The 16,955-nt window shown below is 68.3% G+C and carries 19 protein-coding genes; 1 reads left to right on the top strand and 18 read right to left on the bottom strand.

The genetic code is table 11. The annotated features are described in order from the left end of the window. Positions 1–8: 8 nt before the first annotated feature. A complete protein-coding gene (locus tag ACWV14_RS32115; protein ID WP_454908811.1) occupies positions 9–932 on the top strand; it encodes a LysR substrate-binding domain-containing protein in 924 nt (307 codons plus the stop codon). Between the two features lie 51 nt (positions 933–983). Here ACWV14_RS32115 and ACWV14_RS32110 read toward each other — a convergent pair whose 3' ends face one another. The 18 genes from ACWV14_RS32110 to ACWV14_RS32025 form a co-directional block, all read right to left on the bottom strand. Beyond that, positions 984–1,865: an acyltransferase domain-containing protein gene (locus ACWV14_RS32110; protein WP_454907872.1), complete on the bottom strand. Its 882-nt coding sequence runs from the start codon at positions 1,863–1,865 to the stop codon at positions 984–986. 29 nt (positions 1,866–1,894) lie between these two features. Then, a complete protein-coding gene (gene mdcB / locus ACWV14_RS32105; RefSeq protein WP_454907871.1) occupies positions 1,895–2,770 on the bottom strand; it encodes a triphosphoribosyl-dephospho-CoA synthase MdcB in 876 nt (291 codons plus the stop codon). Continuing rightward, positions 2,767–3,453 (bottom strand): malonate decarboxylase holo-[acyl-carrier-protein] synthase, encoded by a 687-nt coding sequence (gene mdcG, locus ACWV14_RS32100; protein WP_454907870.1) that lies wholly within the window; start codon positions 3,451–3,453, stop codon positions 2,767–2,769. Before mdcG ends, mdcB begins: the two co-directional genes overlap by 4 nt. A 9-nt stretch (positions 3,454–3,462) precedes the next feature. Next, the gene (locus ACWV14_RS32095; RefSeq protein WP_454907869.1) at positions 3,463–4,164 is read right to left on the bottom strand and encodes a biotin-independent malonate decarboxylase subunit gamma; all 702 of its coding nucleotides are present in this window, start codon (positions 4,162–4,164) and stop codon (positions 3,463–3,465) included. Then, a complete protein-coding gene (locus ACWV14_RS32090) occupies positions 4,161–5,057 on the bottom strand; it encodes a biotin-independent malonate decarboxylase subunit beta (RefSeq protein ID WP_454907868.1) in 897 nt (298 codons plus the stop codon). The genes ACWV14_RS32095 and ACWV14_RS32090 overlap by 4 nt, the downstream gene beginning before the upstream one ends. After that, positions 5,054–5,383, bottom strand: coding sequence for a malonate decarboxylase acyl carrier protein (mdcC, locus tag ACWV14_RS32085; RefSeq protein ID WP_454907867.1), 330 nt, complete (start codon positions 5,381–5,383; stop codon positions 5,054–5,056). The genes ACWV14_RS32090 and mdcC overlap by 4 nt, the downstream gene beginning before the upstream one ends. A 12-nt stretch (positions 5,384–5,395) precedes the next feature. Then, positions 5,396–7,078 carry a malonate decarboxylase subunit alpha gene (gene mdcA / locus ACWV14_RS32080; protein WP_454907866.1) on the bottom strand — a complete coding sequence of 561 codons (1,683 nt, stop codon included), beginning with the start codon at positions 7,076–7,078 and terminating at the stop codon, positions 5,396–5,398. 11 nt (positions 7,079–7,089) lie between these two features. Continuing rightward, a complete protein-coding gene (madM, locus tag ACWV14_RS32075; RefSeq protein WP_454908810.1) occupies positions 7,090–7,854 on the bottom strand; it encodes a malonate transporter subunit MadM in 765 nt (254 codons plus the stop codon). A gap of 5 nt (positions 7,855–7,859) precedes the next feature. After that, positions 7,860–8,276: a malonate transporter subunit MadL gene (madL, locus tag ACWV14_RS32070; RefSeq protein ID WP_454907865.1), complete on the bottom strand. Its 417-nt coding sequence runs from the start codon at positions 8,274–8,276 to the stop codon at positions 7,860–7,862. Between the two features lie 138 nt (positions 8,277–8,414). Further along, positions 8,415–9,329, bottom strand: a complete 915-nt coding sequence (locus ACWV14_RS32065; protein WP_454907864.1) for a LysR family transcriptional regulator — start codon at positions 9,327–9,329, stop codon at positions 8,415–8,417. Between the two features lie 61 nt (positions 9,330–9,390). After that, on the bottom strand, positions 9,391–10,167 hold the full coding sequence (locus ACWV14_RS32060; RefSeq protein WP_454907863.1) for an enoyl-CoA hydratase/isomerase family protein: 777 nt from the start codon (positions 10,165–10,167) through the stop codon (positions 9,391–9,393). Positions 10,168–10,192: 25 nt separating this feature from the next. Beyond that, positions 10,193–11,179, bottom strand: a complete 987-nt coding sequence (locus ACWV14_RS32055) for a Bug family tripartite tricarboxylate transporter substrate binding protein (RefSeq protein ID WP_454907862.1) — start codon at positions 11,177–11,179, stop codon at positions 10,193–10,195. Between the two features lie 66 nt (positions 11,180–11,245). Next, the gene (locus ACWV14_RS32050) at positions 11,246–12,823 is read right to left on the bottom strand and encodes an AMP-binding protein (RefSeq protein WP_454907861.1); all 1,578 of its coding nucleotides are present in this window, start codon (positions 12,821–12,823) and stop codon (positions 11,246–11,248) included. Positions 12,824–13,017: 194 nt separating this feature from the next. Beyond that, positions 13,018–13,755, bottom strand: coding sequence for an IclR family transcriptional regulator (locus ACWV14_RS32045; RefSeq protein ID WP_454907860.1), 738 nt, complete (start codon positions 13,753–13,755; stop codon positions 13,018–13,020). A 258-nt stretch (positions 13,756–14,013) separates the two neighbouring features. Further along, positions 14,014–14,421 (bottom strand): Hsp20/alpha crystallin family protein, encoded by a 408-nt coding sequence (locus ACWV14_RS32040; RefSeq protein ID WP_454907859.1) that lies wholly within the window; start codon positions 14,419–14,421, stop codon positions 14,014–14,016. A 14-nt stretch (positions 14,422–14,435) separates the two neighbouring features. Beyond that, positions 14,436–14,876, bottom strand: a complete 441-nt coding sequence (locus tag ACWV14_RS32035) for an Hsp20/alpha crystallin family protein (protein ID WP_454907858.1) — start codon at positions 14,874–14,876, stop codon at positions 14,436–14,438. 117 nt (positions 14,877–14,993) lie between these two features. Next, complete coding sequence (locus ACWV14_RS32030; RefSeq protein ID WP_234383127.1) at positions 14,994–15,329, bottom strand: hypothetical protein; 336 nt, start codon at positions 15,327–15,329, stop codon at positions 14,994–14,996. A 255-nt stretch (positions 15,330–15,584) separates the two neighbouring features. Continuing rightward, positions 15,585–16,955: RepB family plasmid replication initiator protein (locus tag ACWV14_RS32025; RefSeq protein WP_454907857.1), on the bottom strand; the 1,371-nt coding region annotated here is incomplete at its 5' end.

Genomic DNA, 16,955 nt, shown 5'->3' with positions numbered 1-16,955 from the left:
CCGTGCCTATGCCACCCCTGGCCACCTTGCGCGCGTTCGAAGCTGTTGCCCGCCTGGGCAGCCTGAGCCGCGCCGCGTCCGAACTCCACGTCACCAAGAGCGCCGTCAGCCACCAGTTGCGCGCGCTGGAGGCCGACCTGGGTGTGAGTCTGCTGCGCCGGGGCGGCACGGTGCGCCGGGCGCAGACCACCGAGGCCGGCGCGGCGCTGCTGGTGTCGGTGCAACAGGCGTTGACCCTGCTCGAGACGGCCTGCCGCAACGCACGGGCCGGCGCCCTGGGCAAGCGGCGCAACAACCTGAACGTGTCGGCCAACCCATCGCTGGCCGCCCTGTGGCTGGCGCCGCGGATCGGGCGCTTCGTCGAGTTGCATCCCGACATCGACATCCAGGTGTTCCTTCACGCCAGCCAGGACCCCGCATGGAAGGCGCAGGACATCGACCTGGCCTTCCTGCACGTGCGCGCCCTGGGGCCGCACCCGGCCGCGCCCGGCGACATCCCGCTGATGACCGAGACCGTGGTGCCGGTCTGCAGCCCGGCATTGGTCCCCCCGCACGAGCGCGACGACCCGCTCGTGTTCACGCGCCACCGCTGGCTGGAGGAAAAGCACATCGCCAGCCCGGAGACAGACTGGCGCACCTGGCGCCCGCGGCTGGGGCTGCCGGAGAGCGCCGGCCAGGACCCGCTGGTGCTCAGCGGCCTGAGCACCGTGGTGGCAGCGGCCGCCGCGGGCGTGGGTATCGCGCTGGGCCGGGCACCGCTGATCGACGAGGAACTGGCCCGCGGCCGCCTGGTGGCGCTGACGCCGGGCCTGCGCATGCCGGGCTCATGGGGCTATGTGATGCGGATCCAGGCCAACCGGCCGACGGGCACCTCGCTGCCGACGCTGGTGGAATTCCTGGCCGAAGAAGGCCGCCGCGCGCCGGCTTGGTAGGGCCGGCCCCTGCGCGAAGCGGCTGCGCCGAACGTCTCCGGCACCTTCAGCTCACGGCCCGGTCGGCAGAAGTTTCCTGACATGCCGCACGATGGCTTCCGCGCTGCGAAACTCGTCCACGGAGCGCGCCGGCGTGTCGGCATACCGGCTGTTCCACAGGCGCGCCAGTGCCTGCCCCGGACCGATCTCGAGCACGCAGGCCACCCGGCGACCGGCGATGCCTTCCATGCATTCGTCCCACCGCACCGGATGATCGATCTGCATGGCCAGCGCATGCTTGAGTTGCGGCGGCTGCACGACGCGGCCCTCCGCATCGCTGAACAAAGGCATGCCTGCCGCACGAAACGACAGCGGCTCAACATGGGCCGCAAAGCCGCGCGCCGCTTCCGCCATCCATGGGGTATGGGAGGCCACCTGCACATTGAGAAGCACGGCGTGCGCGCCCTGACGTTCCGCTGCCTCGACCGCGCGAGGCAGCATCGCCTGCAGCCCTCCGAGCACCACGCTGTCGATGCCATTGCGTATGGCGACGACGAGGCCGAATTCTTCGCACATGCGTTCGAGCAGGGATTGGCTCACCCCGCTCACGCCCATCAGGCCGGTGGCATTCGCTCCGGCAGCACGGTCCATCAGCGCCGCGCGGTGGCGTGCCAATCCGAGGGCGGTGTCCGCATCGAAAACGCCGGCCACCGCGAACGCCGCAAGCTCGCCGACGCTGTAGCCGGCCACCGCGGCAGGGGCCGGAAGATGCGGCGCAAGCTGTGCCCATGCGGCCAGCGCCAGGCCCGTCAGCAGAACCTGGGCATTCGCATTTCGCCCGGCCCAGACAGGGTCTCTTGCGCACGCTCGCCAGTCGTCAATGCCGAGCATCCGTTGCATGGCGCGCACGATGTCGTCCTCCGCGAGCCAAGGCAGCATCTCGGCATGCTGCATGCCCTGGCCCGACACGACGATGGCGAAACTCATGCCGCCACACCGCAGATGCGCTGCATCCAGCAGGCCGCGGCCAGCATGTCGGCAGCGCCGCCGGGCGAGAGACGACGCGCGACGAAGTCGCGGTGAATCGCCTGCGCGGCGTCCAGGCCTGCGGGCCTTGCGGCCCCGCCCTGCGCCAGAAAGCCGCGCGCTGCCTGCTGTGCGTGGCGCAGGCCCTCGAGGCCGCCGCGGTGCGCCAGGTTGCTGTCGTCCAGCACGGCCATCACGGCGAACAGGGTGTCGACCCTCGCCGGCTGCGGCCCCAGGCCGCGCCGCAGGGCATCAAAAAGCGCCGGCACGGCCGTCTCGAACAGCACCGGAAATCCGAGCGCCGCCTCTTGCGATGCGCTGCGCAATCCATGCCGGTGGGCCGCGATGCCTCCCGGCAGCGGCGAAATGCGGCCACTGCGTGCCTGCAGCGCATCGCCCCAATGCCTGCGCAGCGTGCTTTGCAGTGCGGCCGGACACGCCGGCTCGCCATCGCGCCGCGCCGCGCCGGCCGCGGCACACAGCAGGCCCAGGGTGAAGACAGCGCCGCGGTGCGTGTTCACGCCACCCGTGGCCTTCAACATCCGGGCTTCCGCGGCGATGCCGCATGCCTGCAGCGCGTCGAACGGCGCATGCGCCTCCCCCAGCAGCGCGATCTGCACGAAGTAGTGGCGCAGCGCAAGGAGGCTTCGCATGAAGGTGTGGGCGTCCATGTCGTCATGGCTGCCGCTGTCGGCGAAGGACACCAGTCCCGGCTTCGGTGCCAACGCCAGTTCGTCGTACAGCGCCAGCGTGGCGGCACGCCCGATGGCATGTGCCGGGGGCAGCGAAGGGAGCGCCGCGGCAACTTGACCAATAGGCCATGCGGTGCTCACGCGGCCAACCCCATGCCTTGAGCGTCTTCGGGCACGAAGGCCCTGCTCTCGAGCCGGGCGCCCCGCACATGCTTGACGAGCACGCTGCGCGCATGCCCGGCCCGCCAGGCGCTCCACTCGCGCCAGTTGACCGCGCTGCCATCGGGAAAGACAAGCTCGCCGTCGAGCCGCGACCGCCCGACGATCAGCGCCTGCAGGCAGGTAGCCACGGCGTCCGCGTGGCGCGCGTCGTCCACAGCCATCCACAGGTCCAGGTCGGAGCCCGGGTGCACGTACTTCAGGCCGGTGATCTGTTGCCAGCCGTAGCTGCCATAGACACGCGCCTGCACGCGCTCGATTTCCAATGCGTTCATCAGCCGGCGCCAGGCCGCGCGCGCATCGCGCGGCAGCAGATGCAGCACCTCGGTCGCACGCGGAAACTCATCGAAGCACAGGATGGCCGCGCGCGGCACCTGCAAGGCGAGCCGACGGCGACCCCATCGGGCCGGCGCGGGCAGGCCGAGAGAGACACCCTCCCCTTGCGTGGCCGTGGATGCGGGCTGGCGCGTCACGACGAGCGGAAGGCCTTCGCCGGCCCAGTGGGCGATGCACGCCCTGCCCTCGTCGTCCCACGGGTGGTCCAGCACCTGGGACCAGCCCTGCGCGCAAAGGTAGGCGAGCCGGTGGCGGCGCAGCAGCATCATGCCGGCACCTCAGGCGGCATCGAGCACGCGTTGCGCCACATCGGCGGCGAGCTTGCGTCCGCCGCGCAAGGCGCCATTGCGGGCGCGCCGGTCTTCGCCTGCCGGCTGGGACAGCGCGGCACGCAATGCGGCCTGCAGGTCGCCCTCCCAGAGGGCGCGCACGCCGCCCATGGCCACATAGTTGCCGACACCGGGTGCAAACACGGGATTCGACTCGGACAGCTCAGTCAGCATGGCCTCCGGCAGCTTGGTCACGCGCGCCATCGCCGGGATGCGCATGACACGGATTTCCGCTTCGGGCAGTGCGTCGCACGCATCGGCGATCAGGCCCGAGGTGATGAAGCCGCCCGACAACGCCTGGTCGTACACCAGCCCGATCACCCGATGCCCGCTTCGCCGGGCGAGGTCGATGCTCATGCCCAGGTGTGCCATCGCGCGATTGATGCCGAGCAGCTCGTCTCGCCGGCGCAGTTGCTGGCCCTGGGTGTCGATGAGCAGCAGGATGGGCCGGCCCGGCTGCTGCGCGATGGTGTCCAGGACCACGCGGGCTTGCGCCAGCGCGAGCCGCACGCCGATCGGTGCATGGTTCGCCGTCCCGATCACGGTGAGCGGCCGGCCGTCGAACACCACCTCGCCCTGGAGGAAATCGTCGGCCTCCCGCATGCCGTGGTAGGGGCCGAAAAGCTGCGTCACCAATGTGTTCCATTTCATCTCGGTACCTCTGCAGCCGCGCGCAGCGCATGCACGGCGGCCACGTCCATGTCGGGGATGCGCTGCGCATCGGCGATGCCCAGGCGCTGCCAGAGCGCCGTCGCGTCATCCGAATCGTCGCTCGGCGGCGGCATGTCGCGCAGGCGCGCACTCAGCAGCGCGTGTTCGGCCTCCAGCAATGCCGGCGTGACCGGATTTGCGGCCCCGAGCGCGGCAATGGCTGCGGCGCGGAACGCCTGCACGTCGTCTTCCACGAGCGCATCGCAGTCGCCGGTCAGCCAGCGGTGCTTTCCGCCCGTGGTGCGCCACACGAGCGCGCGGTCGCGCGAATCGAATTCCTCCACGCCGAAGGAAGCCTCGATCACCTCGGGGCCGGACATGGCCAGCCGGCCGCTGTCGCTCATCACGATGTGGTCGGTGCAGCGCGCGACGATTCCCATGCCGCCGAAACAGCCGTTGGCACCGCCGATCAGGGTGATCACGGGAATGCCTGCCGCGCGCACGTCGAGCACGGCGCGCATCACTTCCGACACGGCAATCAGTCCGGCGTTGGCTTCATGCAGCCGCACCCCGCCCGACTCCGCCAGCAGCAGCACCGCCGCCGGCCGGTCGCGCAGCGCGCGCTGCAGCAGGCCCACGAGCTTGGCGCCATGCACTTCGCCGACGCCACCGCCCATGAAGGCGCCTTCCTGCGCGGCAACGAAGACCGTGCGGCCCGCCAGGGTGGCGCGGCCGATCGCGACGCCATCGTCGAAGGCGCTGGGCACGCCGAGCTGGGCCAGGTGCGGGCTGGTCACCCGCTCGGCCGGCGGCAGCCATTCGTGGAAGCTGCCGGCGTCCAGCAGGTGGGCCAGGCGCTCGCGCGCCGTGCATTCGGCATAGCTGAGGTTCATGACGATGCTCCCGGCAGTTCGGCCACGGCCTGGCCGAGCCGCAGGCTCACCACCGCGGGGGTCGCGCCCATGTCGTTGATCGAGATGCGGATGCCGCCGAACGGATGCCGCTCGTGGAAGTCCGCCAGCACGGCCCGCCAGATGGGCCCGAAGCCGCGCGCCGAGGTCTCGATGCGCACGGTGCAGTCATCGCCGGCAGCGCTCTCGAGCATCACCTCGAGGTTGCCCGAGCCGACCACGCCGACCAGCACGGGCGGGAAGGCGTCGGCGATGCGCCGGCCGGGGAAGGAGAAGTCCAGGATTTCGAGTCCCGCGGAATTGCTCATGGTCGTTGTTTCCTACCAGTTCCTGAATCGTCCGGGCGGCTGGTACAGGCCGCCCGAGGCGCGCACGATGTCGCGCATGCTGCGCGCGGCCAGCAGGTTGCGCGTCGCGTCGCGCGGGTCGATGCCCAGGTCCTGCGGGCGTTGAATCACGCCGCGGTCGCGCAGGTTCTCCACCGCGCGCCTGTCGCGCCCGAGCCCGACCGCGGTGTAGCCCGCCACGCCGCGGATTGCCTGTTCGCGCTCGGCATCGTTGCGGCACAGCAGCAGGTTGGCGATGCCTTCCTCGGTGAGGATGTGGCTCACGTCGTCGCCATAGATCATGATCGGCGGCAGCTCCATGCCCGACTGCTCCGCCAGCTGCCATGCGTCCAGCCTGTCGACGAAGGCGGGCTGCATGTGCTCCCGGAAGGTCTCGACCATCTGCACGACGAGCTTCTGGCCGCGCGGCGTGCCGGCCGCGCCGCCGCGGCCCTCGCGCGCCTGCTGCCCGGCCTTGAGCCAGGCAGGACTGGTGTGGCGCCGGCCGCGCGCATCGGCGCCCATGTTGGGCGCACCGCCGAAGCCCGCGATGCGTCCCAGTGTCGCCGTTGAACTGTTGCCGTCCAGGTCGATCTGCAGCGTCGACCCGATGAAGAGATCGCAGGCGTAGTGCCCTGCCGCCTGGCAGAACGCGCGGTTGCTGCGCAGCGACCCGTCGGGGCCGGTGAAGAACACGTCGGAGCGCGCGCGGATGTAGTCCTCCATGCCCAGCTCGGACCCGAAGGAATGCACCGACTCGACCCAACCCGCCTCGATGGCCGGGATCAGCGCCGGATGCGGGTTGAGCGCCCAGTGCCTGCAGATCTTGCCCTTGAGGCCGAGCGACTCGGCGTAGGTCGGCAGCAGCAGTTCGATGGCCGCGGTGTCGAAGCCGATGCCGTGGTTCAGGCGCTGCACGCCGTATTCGGCGTAGATGCCCTTGATCGCCATCATGGCCATCAGCACCTGGATCTCGCTGATCTGCGCGGGGTCGCGCGTGAACAGGGGCTCGATGAAATTGGGCCGCGGCGCCTTCACCACGAAGCTCACCCAGTCCGACGGAATGTCGATGCGCGGCAGCGTGGTGGTGCGCCCGTCCACCAGTTCATTGAACTGCGCGATCACGATGCCGCCGGAGAACGCCGTCGCCTCGACGATGGCGGGCGTGTCTTCGGTGTTGGGGCCGGTGTAGAGGTTGCCCTGGGCGTCCGCGGCATGGGCCGCCACCAGCGCCACGCGCGGCGTGAGGTCGACGAAGTAGCGTGCGAACAGTTCCAGGTAGGTGTGGATCGCGCCGATCTCGATGCGCCCGGCCGACACCAGCTTGGCCAGCCGCGCGCCCTGAGGACCCGAGAAGCTGAAGTCCAGCCGGCTCGCCACGCCGTTTTCGAACAGGTCCAGGTGCTCGGGCAGCGCGAGCACCGACTGCACCATGTGCAGGCTGTGCACCCGCGCCGTGTCGACCTGCACCAGCGCCCTGGCCAGGAAGTCGGCCTGCTTCTGGTTGTTGCCTTCCAGGCAGACGCGGTCGCCGGGCTCCAGCACGGCTTCCAGCAGCGTGCCGACGGCTTCGGTGGCCACCACCTTGCCCCGGCATTGCGAGCCCAGCGCCTGCGCGGCGCGGGCCAGCCGATCCGCGCGGTTTTCGGTACGGGTGTTCCAGTTCATGCGATCCATTCGTCCATTCCTCAACCCACCACCGCCTTGACGGCGAAAAACAGCACGGACGGGCCCAGGAGGCAGCCCAGTCCGGTATGGAAAGTGGCGACCAGCGCGCCATAGGGCACCAGCTTGCGGTCGGTGGCCGCGAGGCCGGCCGACACGCCGCTCACGGTGCCCGCCAGGCCGCCGAAGACCATCGCCGAGCGCGGTGTCTTCAGGCGCAGGAAGCGCGCGGCCATCGGCGTGCCGACCATCACGAGGATGGCCTTGACCAGGCCGGTCGCGATGCTCAACGCCATCACGTCGGGGCTGGCGCCGATGGCCGCCCCCGTGACCGGGCCCACGATGTAGGTGACCGCGCCGGCGCCGATCGTCGTCATGCTGACCGCGTCGGAGTAGCCGAAGCTCCAGGCGATCGCCGCGCCCACCACGAAGGGAAGGAGCGTTCCGAGCAGCAGCGAGACCACGCCGATGAGTCCGGCCTGGCGCGCTTCGGTGACCTGCACTTCGAAGGCCGTGGCGACGATCGCGAAATCGCGCAGCATGGCCCCGCCCATCAGGCCGATGCCGCCGAACAGCGACATGTCGGCCAGGCCCTTGTGGCCTCCGGTGCGCGTGCCGCCCCAATAGGCCAGGACCAGGCCGATCACGATGGCGATGGCCGATCCGTGCACGCGTCCGAAGGTCAGGCGGCGCGAGATCTGGCCCGAGAGCAGCACGATCAACCCCACCACCATGAAGGCACTGACCAGCCCGTTCTGCAGGGCGGCTCTCTCGAGGATTTCCAGCATGGCGGTCATTCCGTCTCGTTGAGAAGCGGGTTGTCGTTGCGCACCGGCTCGGCCAGCGCGCCGGGGGCCGGACGCTCCGTGCGATTGATCAGCGAGATCACCACCGCGCAGACCGCCACCGCCGCCAGCGCCGACAGCAGCGCGACGGGGCCGCCGCGCAGCGCGGAGACCATGTCCTGCTGCGCGGCCATCGCCACCACCACCGGGATGTACATGGCGCCCCAGTACTCCACGCCGAGTTCGGTCAGCTTGGGCAGGATGCCCTTCTTGTGCATGTAGATGCGCGCCGTGATGAGCAGCAGCATGGCGATGCCCACGCCCCCGACGTTGGTCTTCACGCCCAGCGCCTGCCCCAGCAGGTCGCCCAGGAAAATGCCCAGCAGATGGCACAAGGCCAGCAGCGCGGTGCCGTAGATGATCATGGTCTTGTCTCCGCAATGACGGCGCGCGAAGGGCGCTGTTCCTGGAGACGTACGGTATCGGCTCGCCCATCCGCGATCAATTAACGGCAGTCGGCGACAGTTACCCTCAGCGAAACGATCAGGGGTGCCGACGCGCGCTCAGGCCAGCTCGGCCTTGGCGGACCTGCACACCGCGAGCAATGCCAGCAGGTTCGGGTCGCGCTCGCGCGTGCGCAGGAAGCTCAGCCCCAGGGTCTGGCGCATCAGGTACCTGGGCGCCAGCGGAATCAGCTGGACCTTCTGCGAGAACACGTCGCGCACGCGACCGGGCAGCAGCGTGCAGCCGATGCCGCCGCTCACCAGGTTCATCAGCGAGAAGATGTCGCCGGTCTTCATCACGACGTTGGGCGTGAAGTTCGCCACGCGAAAGGCTTCGACGAAGCCGTTGTAGGTGGCGAAGCCTTCCTTGAGGCTCACGAAGTTCTCGTCCGAGCACGCGCTCAGGTCGACGCGGTCGAGTGCCGCGTAGCGCGAGCCCGCGGGTGCCGCGAAGTAGATGTCGTCTTCGAACAGAGGCTCCGAAACGATGTCGGCGGCCCCTTCCGGGACGGCCATCAGCGCCGCATCGACGGCGCCGTCCCTGATTTTCTGCAGCAGATCCGCGTTGGAGCCCAGCACGAGCTCGGTCTCGAGGCTGGGCTTGCGCACCTTCATGTGCACGAGCACGGCGGGCACGGTGCGGATTGTCAGCGAGTAGAGCGACCCGATCCGGATGCGGTCGGCCGAGTAGCCGGCGACCTCGCGCGTGGAACGGATGCCCGCGGACATGGTGTGCAGCACCTCGCGCGCCACTTCGGCCAGCGCGTGCGCGGCCTCGGTGGGATGGAGGTTGCGGCCCTCATGGCGAAACAGCGCGCAGCGCACGCCGACTTCCAGAGAGTGCAAGGCGCGGTGCACGCTCACCGTGCTGACCTCGAGCCGCTCGGCCGCGCGCGCGAGATTGCCGGTTTCCATGAACGCGATCAGCGTCTCAAGCTTGCGGAAAGTGATTTCTTCGTCGACACGGGCGTGCATGATGGTCTCGCAGATCAGTCCGCATCCTAGCCCTTCGGCGCGCTCGACCGCCCCTGGCCTTCTAGGAACGCGAGCGTGCAGTGAACTTCCTGGCCCCCTCGGAGTACGCACCGGAGGCGAAGTTGGTGGCGTGCCCGCGCCGGGCCGCCTCGCACGCCTTGGCGAACAGTTCGTCGCTCATCTCCTTCCACCATGACTTGGTGATGGCCACCGAGGTGGGTGACCAGGTCGCGACCAGTGCGCAGATCTCCTGGACGCGCGCGTCCAGCCCTTCGTCCTCGACCACCTCGTGGACCAGGCCGAGCGCCAGCGACTGCTGCGCCGGCACGATTTCGGCCAGCAGCACCAGCCGCTTCATCGCCGCCTCGCCGATGACCGGCCACAGCAGCGCGCTGCCCACGATCGCCGCCGAGCCCACCTTGAACTCGGTCATGCCGAAGCGCGCCTGCGTCGATGCGATGCGCAGGTCGGACATGAGCGCGATCTGCAGGCCCGCGCCGGCTGCCACGCCGTTGATGCGCGCGATCACGGGTTTTCTCAACGCACGGAAGATCTCGTACAGCTCGAGATAGCTGTCGATGCGCGCCGCGGATCCTGCCGCGTCCATGGCGGCGCTTTCGTATTGGTCCTGGCCCGCGCAGAAGGCCTTGCCGCGGCCGGTGACGACGATTGCCCGCACGGCCTCGTCGGCATCTGCCGCCACGAGCGCGGCGCGAAAGCGTTCGCGCTGTTCGCGATTGAACGCGTTCATCGCCTGCGGCCGGTCGAGCGTGATCGTCGCCGTCGCGTTGTCGATGGCGAGCGTGACGCAGGGCGGTGCGGAAACAGTGTCGGTCATGGGTTGTCTCGTTGTTGTCTCGGGCTCAGCGTGAAGCCGCGCGGATGGGCTGCACCACGCGCTCCCACTTGGTCGACTCCTGCTGCAACAGTTCGCGTGCCTGCGCCGGCGTGCTGTGCACCACCTGCACGCCCAGCTGCGCGAAGCGGCGCTGCGTCGCGTCGTCGTTCAGCACCTGGTTGAGTGCGGTGTTCAGCGCCGCGACCACATCGTCGGGCGTGCCCTTGGGCGCCAGCACGGCGTACACCGACGCGGCCAGGAACTGAGGCAGTCCCTGTTCGGCGAACGTCGGCACGTCGGGCATCACGGCCAGCCGCTTGGCGCTGGCGACGCCCACGGCCGCCACACGCCCGGTGGCGAGGTTGGTCAGCGCCGTCGGCGAGGTGGTCAGCATGATCTGGATCTCGCCGGCGAACAGGTCGGCCATCGCGGGCGCGGAGCCCCGATACGGCACGTGCAGCAGGTCGATGCCGGCCTGCTGCCTGAACCACTCGGTGACGATATGTTCGGTCGAGCCGTTGCCCGACGAGCCGTAGGCGAGCTTTCCGGGCGCCTTGCGTGCCTGCGCGGCCAGTTCGGCGTACGTGGTGATGCCGCTCTGTTTGGACACCAGCATCACCAGCGGCAGTTCGCCGACGGTGGCCACCGGCTTGAAGTCCTTGGCGATCTCGTACCCCGTGGCTTCGGCACCCACCATCTTCTCCGACATGACATACGAGGTCGTGGGCGCCATGAGCAGCGTGTAGCCGTCGGGCGCGGCGCGCTTGACGAACTGCGCGGCGATCGCACCGGAGGCGCCGGTCTTGTTGTCGACGAGCACCGATTGCTTCAGTTGGAGCGACAGGCCCTGCGCGATGGTGCGCCCGACCACATCGACGCCGCCGCCCGCCGAAAAACCCACGACCAGGGTCAGCGGCTTCTCGGGAAATCCCGCCTGGGCGCCGGCGCCCAGCAGCAAGGCCGTGCCCGCCGCAACGGCTCTGCACCAGGAACTCAGATCTGCGCGAATCATGTTCTTCCTCTCGAATGAAAAAGGGCAAGGCGATGGAGACTCGGCGGCCGATGCAACGCAAGGGCTTCAGTGTTTGGCAATGCGAAAGTCGGTGGCGGCGACATCCCACACGCCCGCCACCTGGCGCGAGAGATCCTTCTTCTGGATGCGCTGCGTGGGCGTCTTGGGAAAGGCGTCGATGAACTCGATGTAGCGTGGCACCTGGAAGTACGGCAGGCGCAGGCTCGACCAGCGGATCAGCTCCAGCGGCGCGATGCGCACGCCATCGCGCAGCCGCACGAAGAGCTTGAGCTCGTCCTCGCCCAGGTCGCTGGGCACGCCCACCAGCGCCACTTCGGCGACGGCTTCGTGCTGCGCGAAGACGCGCTCCACGTCCCAGGCGGAAATGTTGATGCCTCGCCTGCGCAGCATGTCCTTCTTGCGCCCGGCGTAGAAGAGGTTGCCGTTGGCGTCCGCGTGCGCGAGGTCGCCGGTCATGAAGAGATCGCCGCGGCGCGCCGCGGCGTCCGCCTCGGGGTTCCTGAAGTAGCCGAGAAAGCCCAGCCGCGCATCCCGTGCGCGCACCGCGACTTCGCCCTTTTCGCCGGGCGGCACCGGCGCTGCGTCGTCGTCGAGCAGCAAGATGTCGTAGTACGAGAGCGGCTTGCCGATCGAGCCCGGCGTGCCGTCCAGGTTCGCCGTCACGAAGGTGATCATCTCGGACAGGCCGTAGCCCTCGCGCATCGTGACGCCGAAGCGCTCCGCAAATTCGGCCCAGACGTGGGCGGGACAGCCCCCGCCCCAGGCGATGCGAACGCCGTGCTGCCGGTCGTCGGCGCGCGCGGGCTGCTTCATCAACATGGGCAGCACGCTGCCCAGGTAGTGGATGTGCGTGGCCCCGTGCCGCCGCGCGTCGTCCCAGAAGCGCGATGCGCTGAACCGCTCCAGCATCGCCAGCTGGAAGCGCCCGATCAGGGCCGCGATGGCGACGGCCACGCCGGCGCCGTGGTGCAAGGCCTCCCAGAACAGGAAGACATCGCCGGGACCGGCTTCGGTCAGGCGAAGCACCGCCATCGGCCCGGCGCGCAGGTGGCGGTCGGTTTTCAGCACGCCCTTGGGCGCGCCCGTGGTGCCCGAGCTCGGGCTCAGCGCGATGACGTCGTCGGCCGCAACGGCCGGTGCCGCGTCGTCTTCGGCCAGGGTGGCGTACTCGTCGAACTCGCGGTCCACGCCGTTGCGCCAGATCAGCTGCGGCAGCGGTGCGGCAATGCCCCGCAGCGCGGCCTCGCAGGCCGTGTCGACCACCAGGGCGCGAGGGTCGAGCTCCGTGAGCAGGTGCTCCAGCGGCGCGCCGATCAGATGGATGTTGATCGGCACCCGCACCATGCCCAGGCGGGCCAGCGCAAAGATCAGGCAGAGGTGGTCTGGATGACTCGCGAGCATGACCGCCACCCGGTCGCCACATGCCAGGCCCCTGCGCCTGAGCATGGCCGCAACCTGGTTGACGCGCCGGTCGAGCTCGCGAAAGCTGATCTGCTCGTCCTCGAAGGTGCAATAGATCTCGTCCGGATGGTTGCGCGCGCGCCGCGCCAGCAGCGCGCCGATGGTTTCGTCGCAGACCTCGCTCATCGCCACATGCGGAAGAAGTTCGTTTTGCGCAGACATCCTGGTATCCATGGCCGCAGCCGAAGATCAATTTAATTGCAATTCGATTATATAAATCGCTTTGCGATTACATAAGGATCTGGCTTTGTCACGCACTTGTCAAGAAAAATCCTGAGCACGACTGTGCGCAGCCACGCGTCCGGCAGGCTGGCGCGCGTCGCCGCGCCAGGCGGCAAGAAGAAGGAAGGGGAACGTCAGATCGACGCTTCGCGCGCCGTCTGCTGGAGCTGGGGCAGGATCACTTCGCGCGCCTTCGCGAGATCGAAGCGCGTGTGCACGGTCGACACATTGATGGCCGCGACGATGCGGCCCGCGTCGGTCACGGGGACGGACACCGACACGCCGTCTTCCGAAAAATTCTTCTCGGTGAAGGAGTACCCGTTCTCGGCCGCCTCGTGGAAGATCGCCAGCACCTCGGCGTTGCTGCGCGTGCCGAAGCGCGAACGCACCGCCGGCGCCAGTGCGTCGAGCATGACGGCCAGTTGCGCCTGCGGCGCGTGCGACAGCAGCACCTGCCCGGACGACGAAGTGAGCGCAGGAAAGCGGCTGCCGACCGGCAGATTGATGGCCGTGATGTGCGCACCGGGAATGTTCTGCAGCACCACGACATCATCGCCGTCGAGTTCGACCCACGACACGGTTTCCAGGGTTTGCGCGGCCAGGCGCTGCAGCAAAGGATATGCAAGCTCGCGCTGCGAATGGTGGCGCTGCATGCCGCGCACCAGGCTGAGCAACTTCAACGCGGGAAAGTACCGCTTCGACTCGGTGTCCTTGTTGAGGTAGCCGAGTTGGTGCAGTGTGTAGACGTAGCGTTGGGCGGCGCTGCGGCCCATCTGGGTATGGTCGGCAATGTCGCCGATCGACAGTGGCGTGACGTGCTCGTTGAAGAGCTCGAGCACGCGCATGCCCTTTGCCATCGAGCCGATGAACAAGCGGGAGTCGTGATCGGGTTGATCCCCGTCGGATCCCGGGGATGCGGGATCAGGCTGCGAAGGCGACGTCAGAGGAATGTCCAAGAGAACTCAGCGGCGAAGAACAGGAATGTCCGGGGTGCTCGACATGGCGCGCCGAGGCGCTGGAACAAGCCGCCGCCATGCATTCGCGTGGAGGAGCATCGTACTTCAAGACTGTGCGCCGGAACGCCCGGGCGCCTGCCGCCGCCGCCCGGCGGCAGGCACCTTCCGCAGGTTCTATTTCACCTGGACCTGCACGCGGCGCGGCTGTGCATGGGCGGCCTTGGGAATGCGCAGTTTCAGAACGCCTTGCGCAAGCTCTGCTGTGACACCTTGCGTGTCCAGCTCCTTGCTCAAGGTGAACACACGCCGGAAGCGGCCGAGGCCGACCTCCGTGTGGCTGGTCTGCAGGTCTTGCGGCACCTTCAGATCGGACTCGGCGTCGATGGTCAGCGTCGACGCCTCGACATGGAGGTTCAGCTTGTCGCGGCTGACCCCGGGAAGGTCGGCGTAGAGCGTGATGCCGTTGGCGTCCTCCACCACGTCGACGGGCGGTGTGAGGGCTGCATCGCTGTAGCTGGAATGCTCCCTCTGCGCGTGCTCGCCGGCGGCAGCGTTCGCGGGGGCCTGGATGCTGTTGCTCATGGTGTGCTCCTTTGTCACTGGATTTCGATTCGGCGCGGCTGGGCGGATGCGCGGCGCTTCACGCTGATGTGCAACACCCCGTTGCGAAGCCTGGCTTCGACCGCGTCGGGGTCCGCGTCGTCGGGCAGGGTCATCGCCCGGCGGAACGTCCCTTCGAAGCGCTCGTTGATGTGCACGGTCGCGGACTTGTCCAGCGCACCCGGCAGCGCGTTCTTGCGCTCGCCCGAGATCGTCAGCAGGCCGCGCTCCAGATTCACCTCGAGGGTCGAGGGATCCACACCCGGCGCGAAGGCAAAGATCTCCAGCGCCTGCGGCGTGCTTCCGACGTTGAGTGCGGGAAATCCGTTGCGCGCGACGCCGCGGATGGTGGGAGACAGGTCGAAGGCCTGCTGCACATCGCGCTGCAGGCGATCCATCTCCGCGAAGATGTCGCGAGGAAACAGGGATCGATACATGGCAAAACCTCCTTGCAAGGCCGACCGGAGCGCCGGGCATGCGCCGCGGGACTCGGTCGGAGAAATGGCGAACAAAAAATGAAGTCAGACGGCTTCTGCGTCTGGCTCGCGGGCTTGCTATTGCGGCCGCGCGGGCTCTCGGTGGACTGGCGCAGATCCGCCCGAATGCACAGGCGTGGCCGTCTTGATTCTCGGCATGCGCATTCGCCAGCGCGGCGGGCGCGATTCCGGATAGTTGAACCTCGCGAGTTCTTCCCGCCCCTTCTGCGTCACAGCCAGCACCTGGGCTGCAGCGGCGGCGCCCGACAGGGCCAGGGGATTCGCGGGCGATGGAACCAGTGCAACGACGAGCCCGGCGGCTCGGAGCACCTTGACCCGGTCGATGTCTTCGGCTCGATAGAACGAGATCGGCAAACGGGAGCCGGCAATCTGCCTGAGCAAGTTCATGGTCATTTCAGTACCTCCTTTTCGGTCGACCAATCTTTTGACGACAGCCAACATAGGACCCTGCGTCGCAAATTTCAAGAGGAAAAGATGCAACGTCCGCTGGTGGCAAAAAAGACCCGGCCTTGCGGGCCGGGTTGAGGTTTACAGCAAGGCCCGCACCGTGCGATGCGGGCGAGCAAATCTAAGATCTCGCCCGTTCATGGCGTGTCGGACAATTTCCAATCTTGCGCGGCGCGAACATGGGCGTCCGGGCCGAAACGCCTACATGCCCGCAACGCCCTGAGCCAGCGCGAAATCGAGCAGCACCCGGTCAGAAGGCGCCTCGGGCCAGGTGACCTGTGCCAGCCAGCGATGGAAGGTGGTGGCCGCGATGCGGCTGGCGGGGCCGTCACGGCGCCATGCGCGGGCGATCGGGGCGGCGATCTGCGCGAGCCGCTCGGACTCGAAGCGTGAGCGCATCTCGGCCTGCATCGCCTCGGGCATTTCCAGGTAAAGGGACTTGGCTTTCTGCATGCGGTCGTTTTCCCACAGCTCGCGTATGCGGTGCATGCGGTCCTCGCCGGCGGGTGCGGCGGCCTGCTTTGCCCGGGACGGCGAAGGCAACGACGGGGGCACGGCGGTTTCTTCCTCCTTCACGCCGGCGTAGCCCTTCTTCAGCGCATCCTTGAAATAGGCCGCGGCCGACTTGAGTGCCGGCAGCGTCTGGCTGCGCAGTCGCTGCTCGACATGCTCGATCGCGCCGCGCAGTTGCCCCTCGTCGGTGGTCGCATACAGGTCCTGGGCCTCGTCCTGCTTGAGGCCCAGCGCGATCAGCTTGCCAACCAGCTCCAGGTCGAAGACATTGCGCGCGGGATCGTCGGCGGCGCCCAGGCGCTGCTGCAGCTTGGGCACCACCCTGAACTGGATTTCCTCGATGCGGCGTCCTCGCTTGTGCTCGATGAGCTCGAGGCTGAAGTCCTCGCACAGTGCCTCGATCTCGGCCAGCGCCTTGCTGATCACGTCGCGCTTGAGGAAGCGATAGTCGACCTCGGTGATGTCGCTGCGCCCGGTGAGCACTGCCGCCCACCACAGCACGTCCTCGCGCATCGACAGACGGCTCGGCGACGTGAGATAGCGCGCGCCGATCTCATAGAGCACGGCCGCGGGGTAGCTTCGCATCTGGCCGCTGATCTCCAGCAGGACGCGCGTGTACTGATGGGGCCTGACCAGCCGCTCGCGGATCTCTTCCGGATAGCGCCAGGTGATGGTGCAGGGCCGGCCCCGGCCCTGTTCCTCGATGGTGACCGTACCGAGCAGCTGCGACGACACCCAGCGCTTGAGGCCGGTGCCGCTGGTCGACCATTCGATGGTGGTGGCCTGCATGTCTCGCAGGTGAGACTTGAGCAGTTCGGTGTTGTTGGAGTTGAAACGGGCATCGCCGATCAGCTCGCTCAGGGCCAGCTTGTAGACCGGTTCGTCGACGCCCTGGCGCTGCGAGTGATAGAGCAGCGCGTTGTAGATGCGCCTGGAAAGCAGTGTCAGGCGACCCCGTTTGGGGCGGATCGCGATGGCCTCATTGGCCTTGGCGACGCTCTGTTCGTCCGGCGTGGGGGATGGCTTGGGCGGTGGTCGCGGAACTTCGCCCTCTTCCAT

The sequence above is a fragment of the Variovorax durovernensis genome, assembly GCF_977011995.1.
The sequence above is the reverse complement of the archived record's forward strand: the minus strand, read 5'-3'. Positions and strand labels throughout refer to the sequence as shown.

Bases quoted from the DNA above. Each gene is read 5' to 3' on its own strand.
- ACWV14_RS32115 (WP_454908811.1), top strand. From the start codon at position 9: ATGCCACCCCTGGCCACCTTGCGCGCGTTCGAAGCTGTTGCCCGCCTG.
- ACWV14_RS32110 (WP_454907872.1), bottom strand. From the start codon at position 1,865: ATGCAGCATGCCGAGATGCTGCCTTGGCTCGCGGAGGACGACATCGTG.
- mdcG (WP_454907870.1), bottom strand. From the start codon at position 3,453: ATGATGCTGCTGCGCCGCCACCGGCTCGCCTACCTTTGCGCGCAGGGC.
- ACWV14_RS32095 (WP_454907869.1), bottom strand. From the start codon at position 4,164: ATGAAATGGAACACATTGGTGACGCAGCTTTTCGGCCCCTACCACGGC.
- ACWV14_RS32090 (WP_454907868.1), bottom strand. From the start codon at position 5,057: ATGAACCTCAGCTATGCCGAATGCACGGCGCGCGAGCGCCTGGCCCAC.
- mdcC (WP_454907867.1), bottom strand. From the start codon at position 5,383: ATGAGCAATTCCGCGGGACTCGAAATCCTGGACTTCTCCTTCCCCGGC.
- mdcA (WP_454907866.1), bottom strand. From the start codon at position 7,078: ATGGATCGCATGAACTGGAACACCCGTACCGAAAACCGCGCGGATCGG.
- madM (WP_454908810.1), bottom strand. From the start codon at position 7,854: ATGCTGGAAATCCTCGAGAGAGCCGCCCTGCAGAACGGGCTGGTCAGT.
- madL (WP_454907865.1), bottom strand. From the start codon at position 8,276: ATGATCATCTACGGCACCGCGCTGCTGGCCTTGTGCCATCTGCTGGGC.
- ACWV14_RS32065 (WP_454907864.1), bottom strand. From the start codon at position 9,329: ATGCACGCCCGTGTCGACGAAGAAATCACTTTCCGCAAGCTTGAGACG.
- ACWV14_RS32060 (WP_454907863.1), bottom strand. From the start codon at position 10,167: ATGACCGACACTGTTTCCGCACCGCCCTGCGTCACGCTCGCCATCGAC.
- ACWV14_RS32055 (WP_454907862.1), bottom strand. From the start codon at position 11,179: ATGATTCGCGCAGATCTGAGTTCCTGGTGCAGAGCCGTTGCGGCGGGC.
- ACWV14_RS32050 (WP_454907861.1), bottom strand. From the start codon at position 12,823: ATGTCTGCGCAAAACGAACTTCTTCCGCATGTGGCGATGAGCGAGGTC.
- ACWV14_RS32040 (WP_454907859.1), bottom strand. From the start codon at position 14,421: ATGAGCAACAGCATCCAGGCCCCCGCGAACGCTGCCGCCGGCGAGCAC.
- ACWV14_RS32035 (WP_454907858.1), bottom strand. From the start codon at position 14,876: ATGTATCGATCCCTGTTTCCTCGCGACATCTTCGCGGAGATGGATCGC.
- ACWV14_RS32030 (WP_234383127.1), bottom strand. From the start codon at position 15,329: ATGACCATGAACTTGCTCAGGCAGATTGCCGGCTCCCGTTTGCCGATC.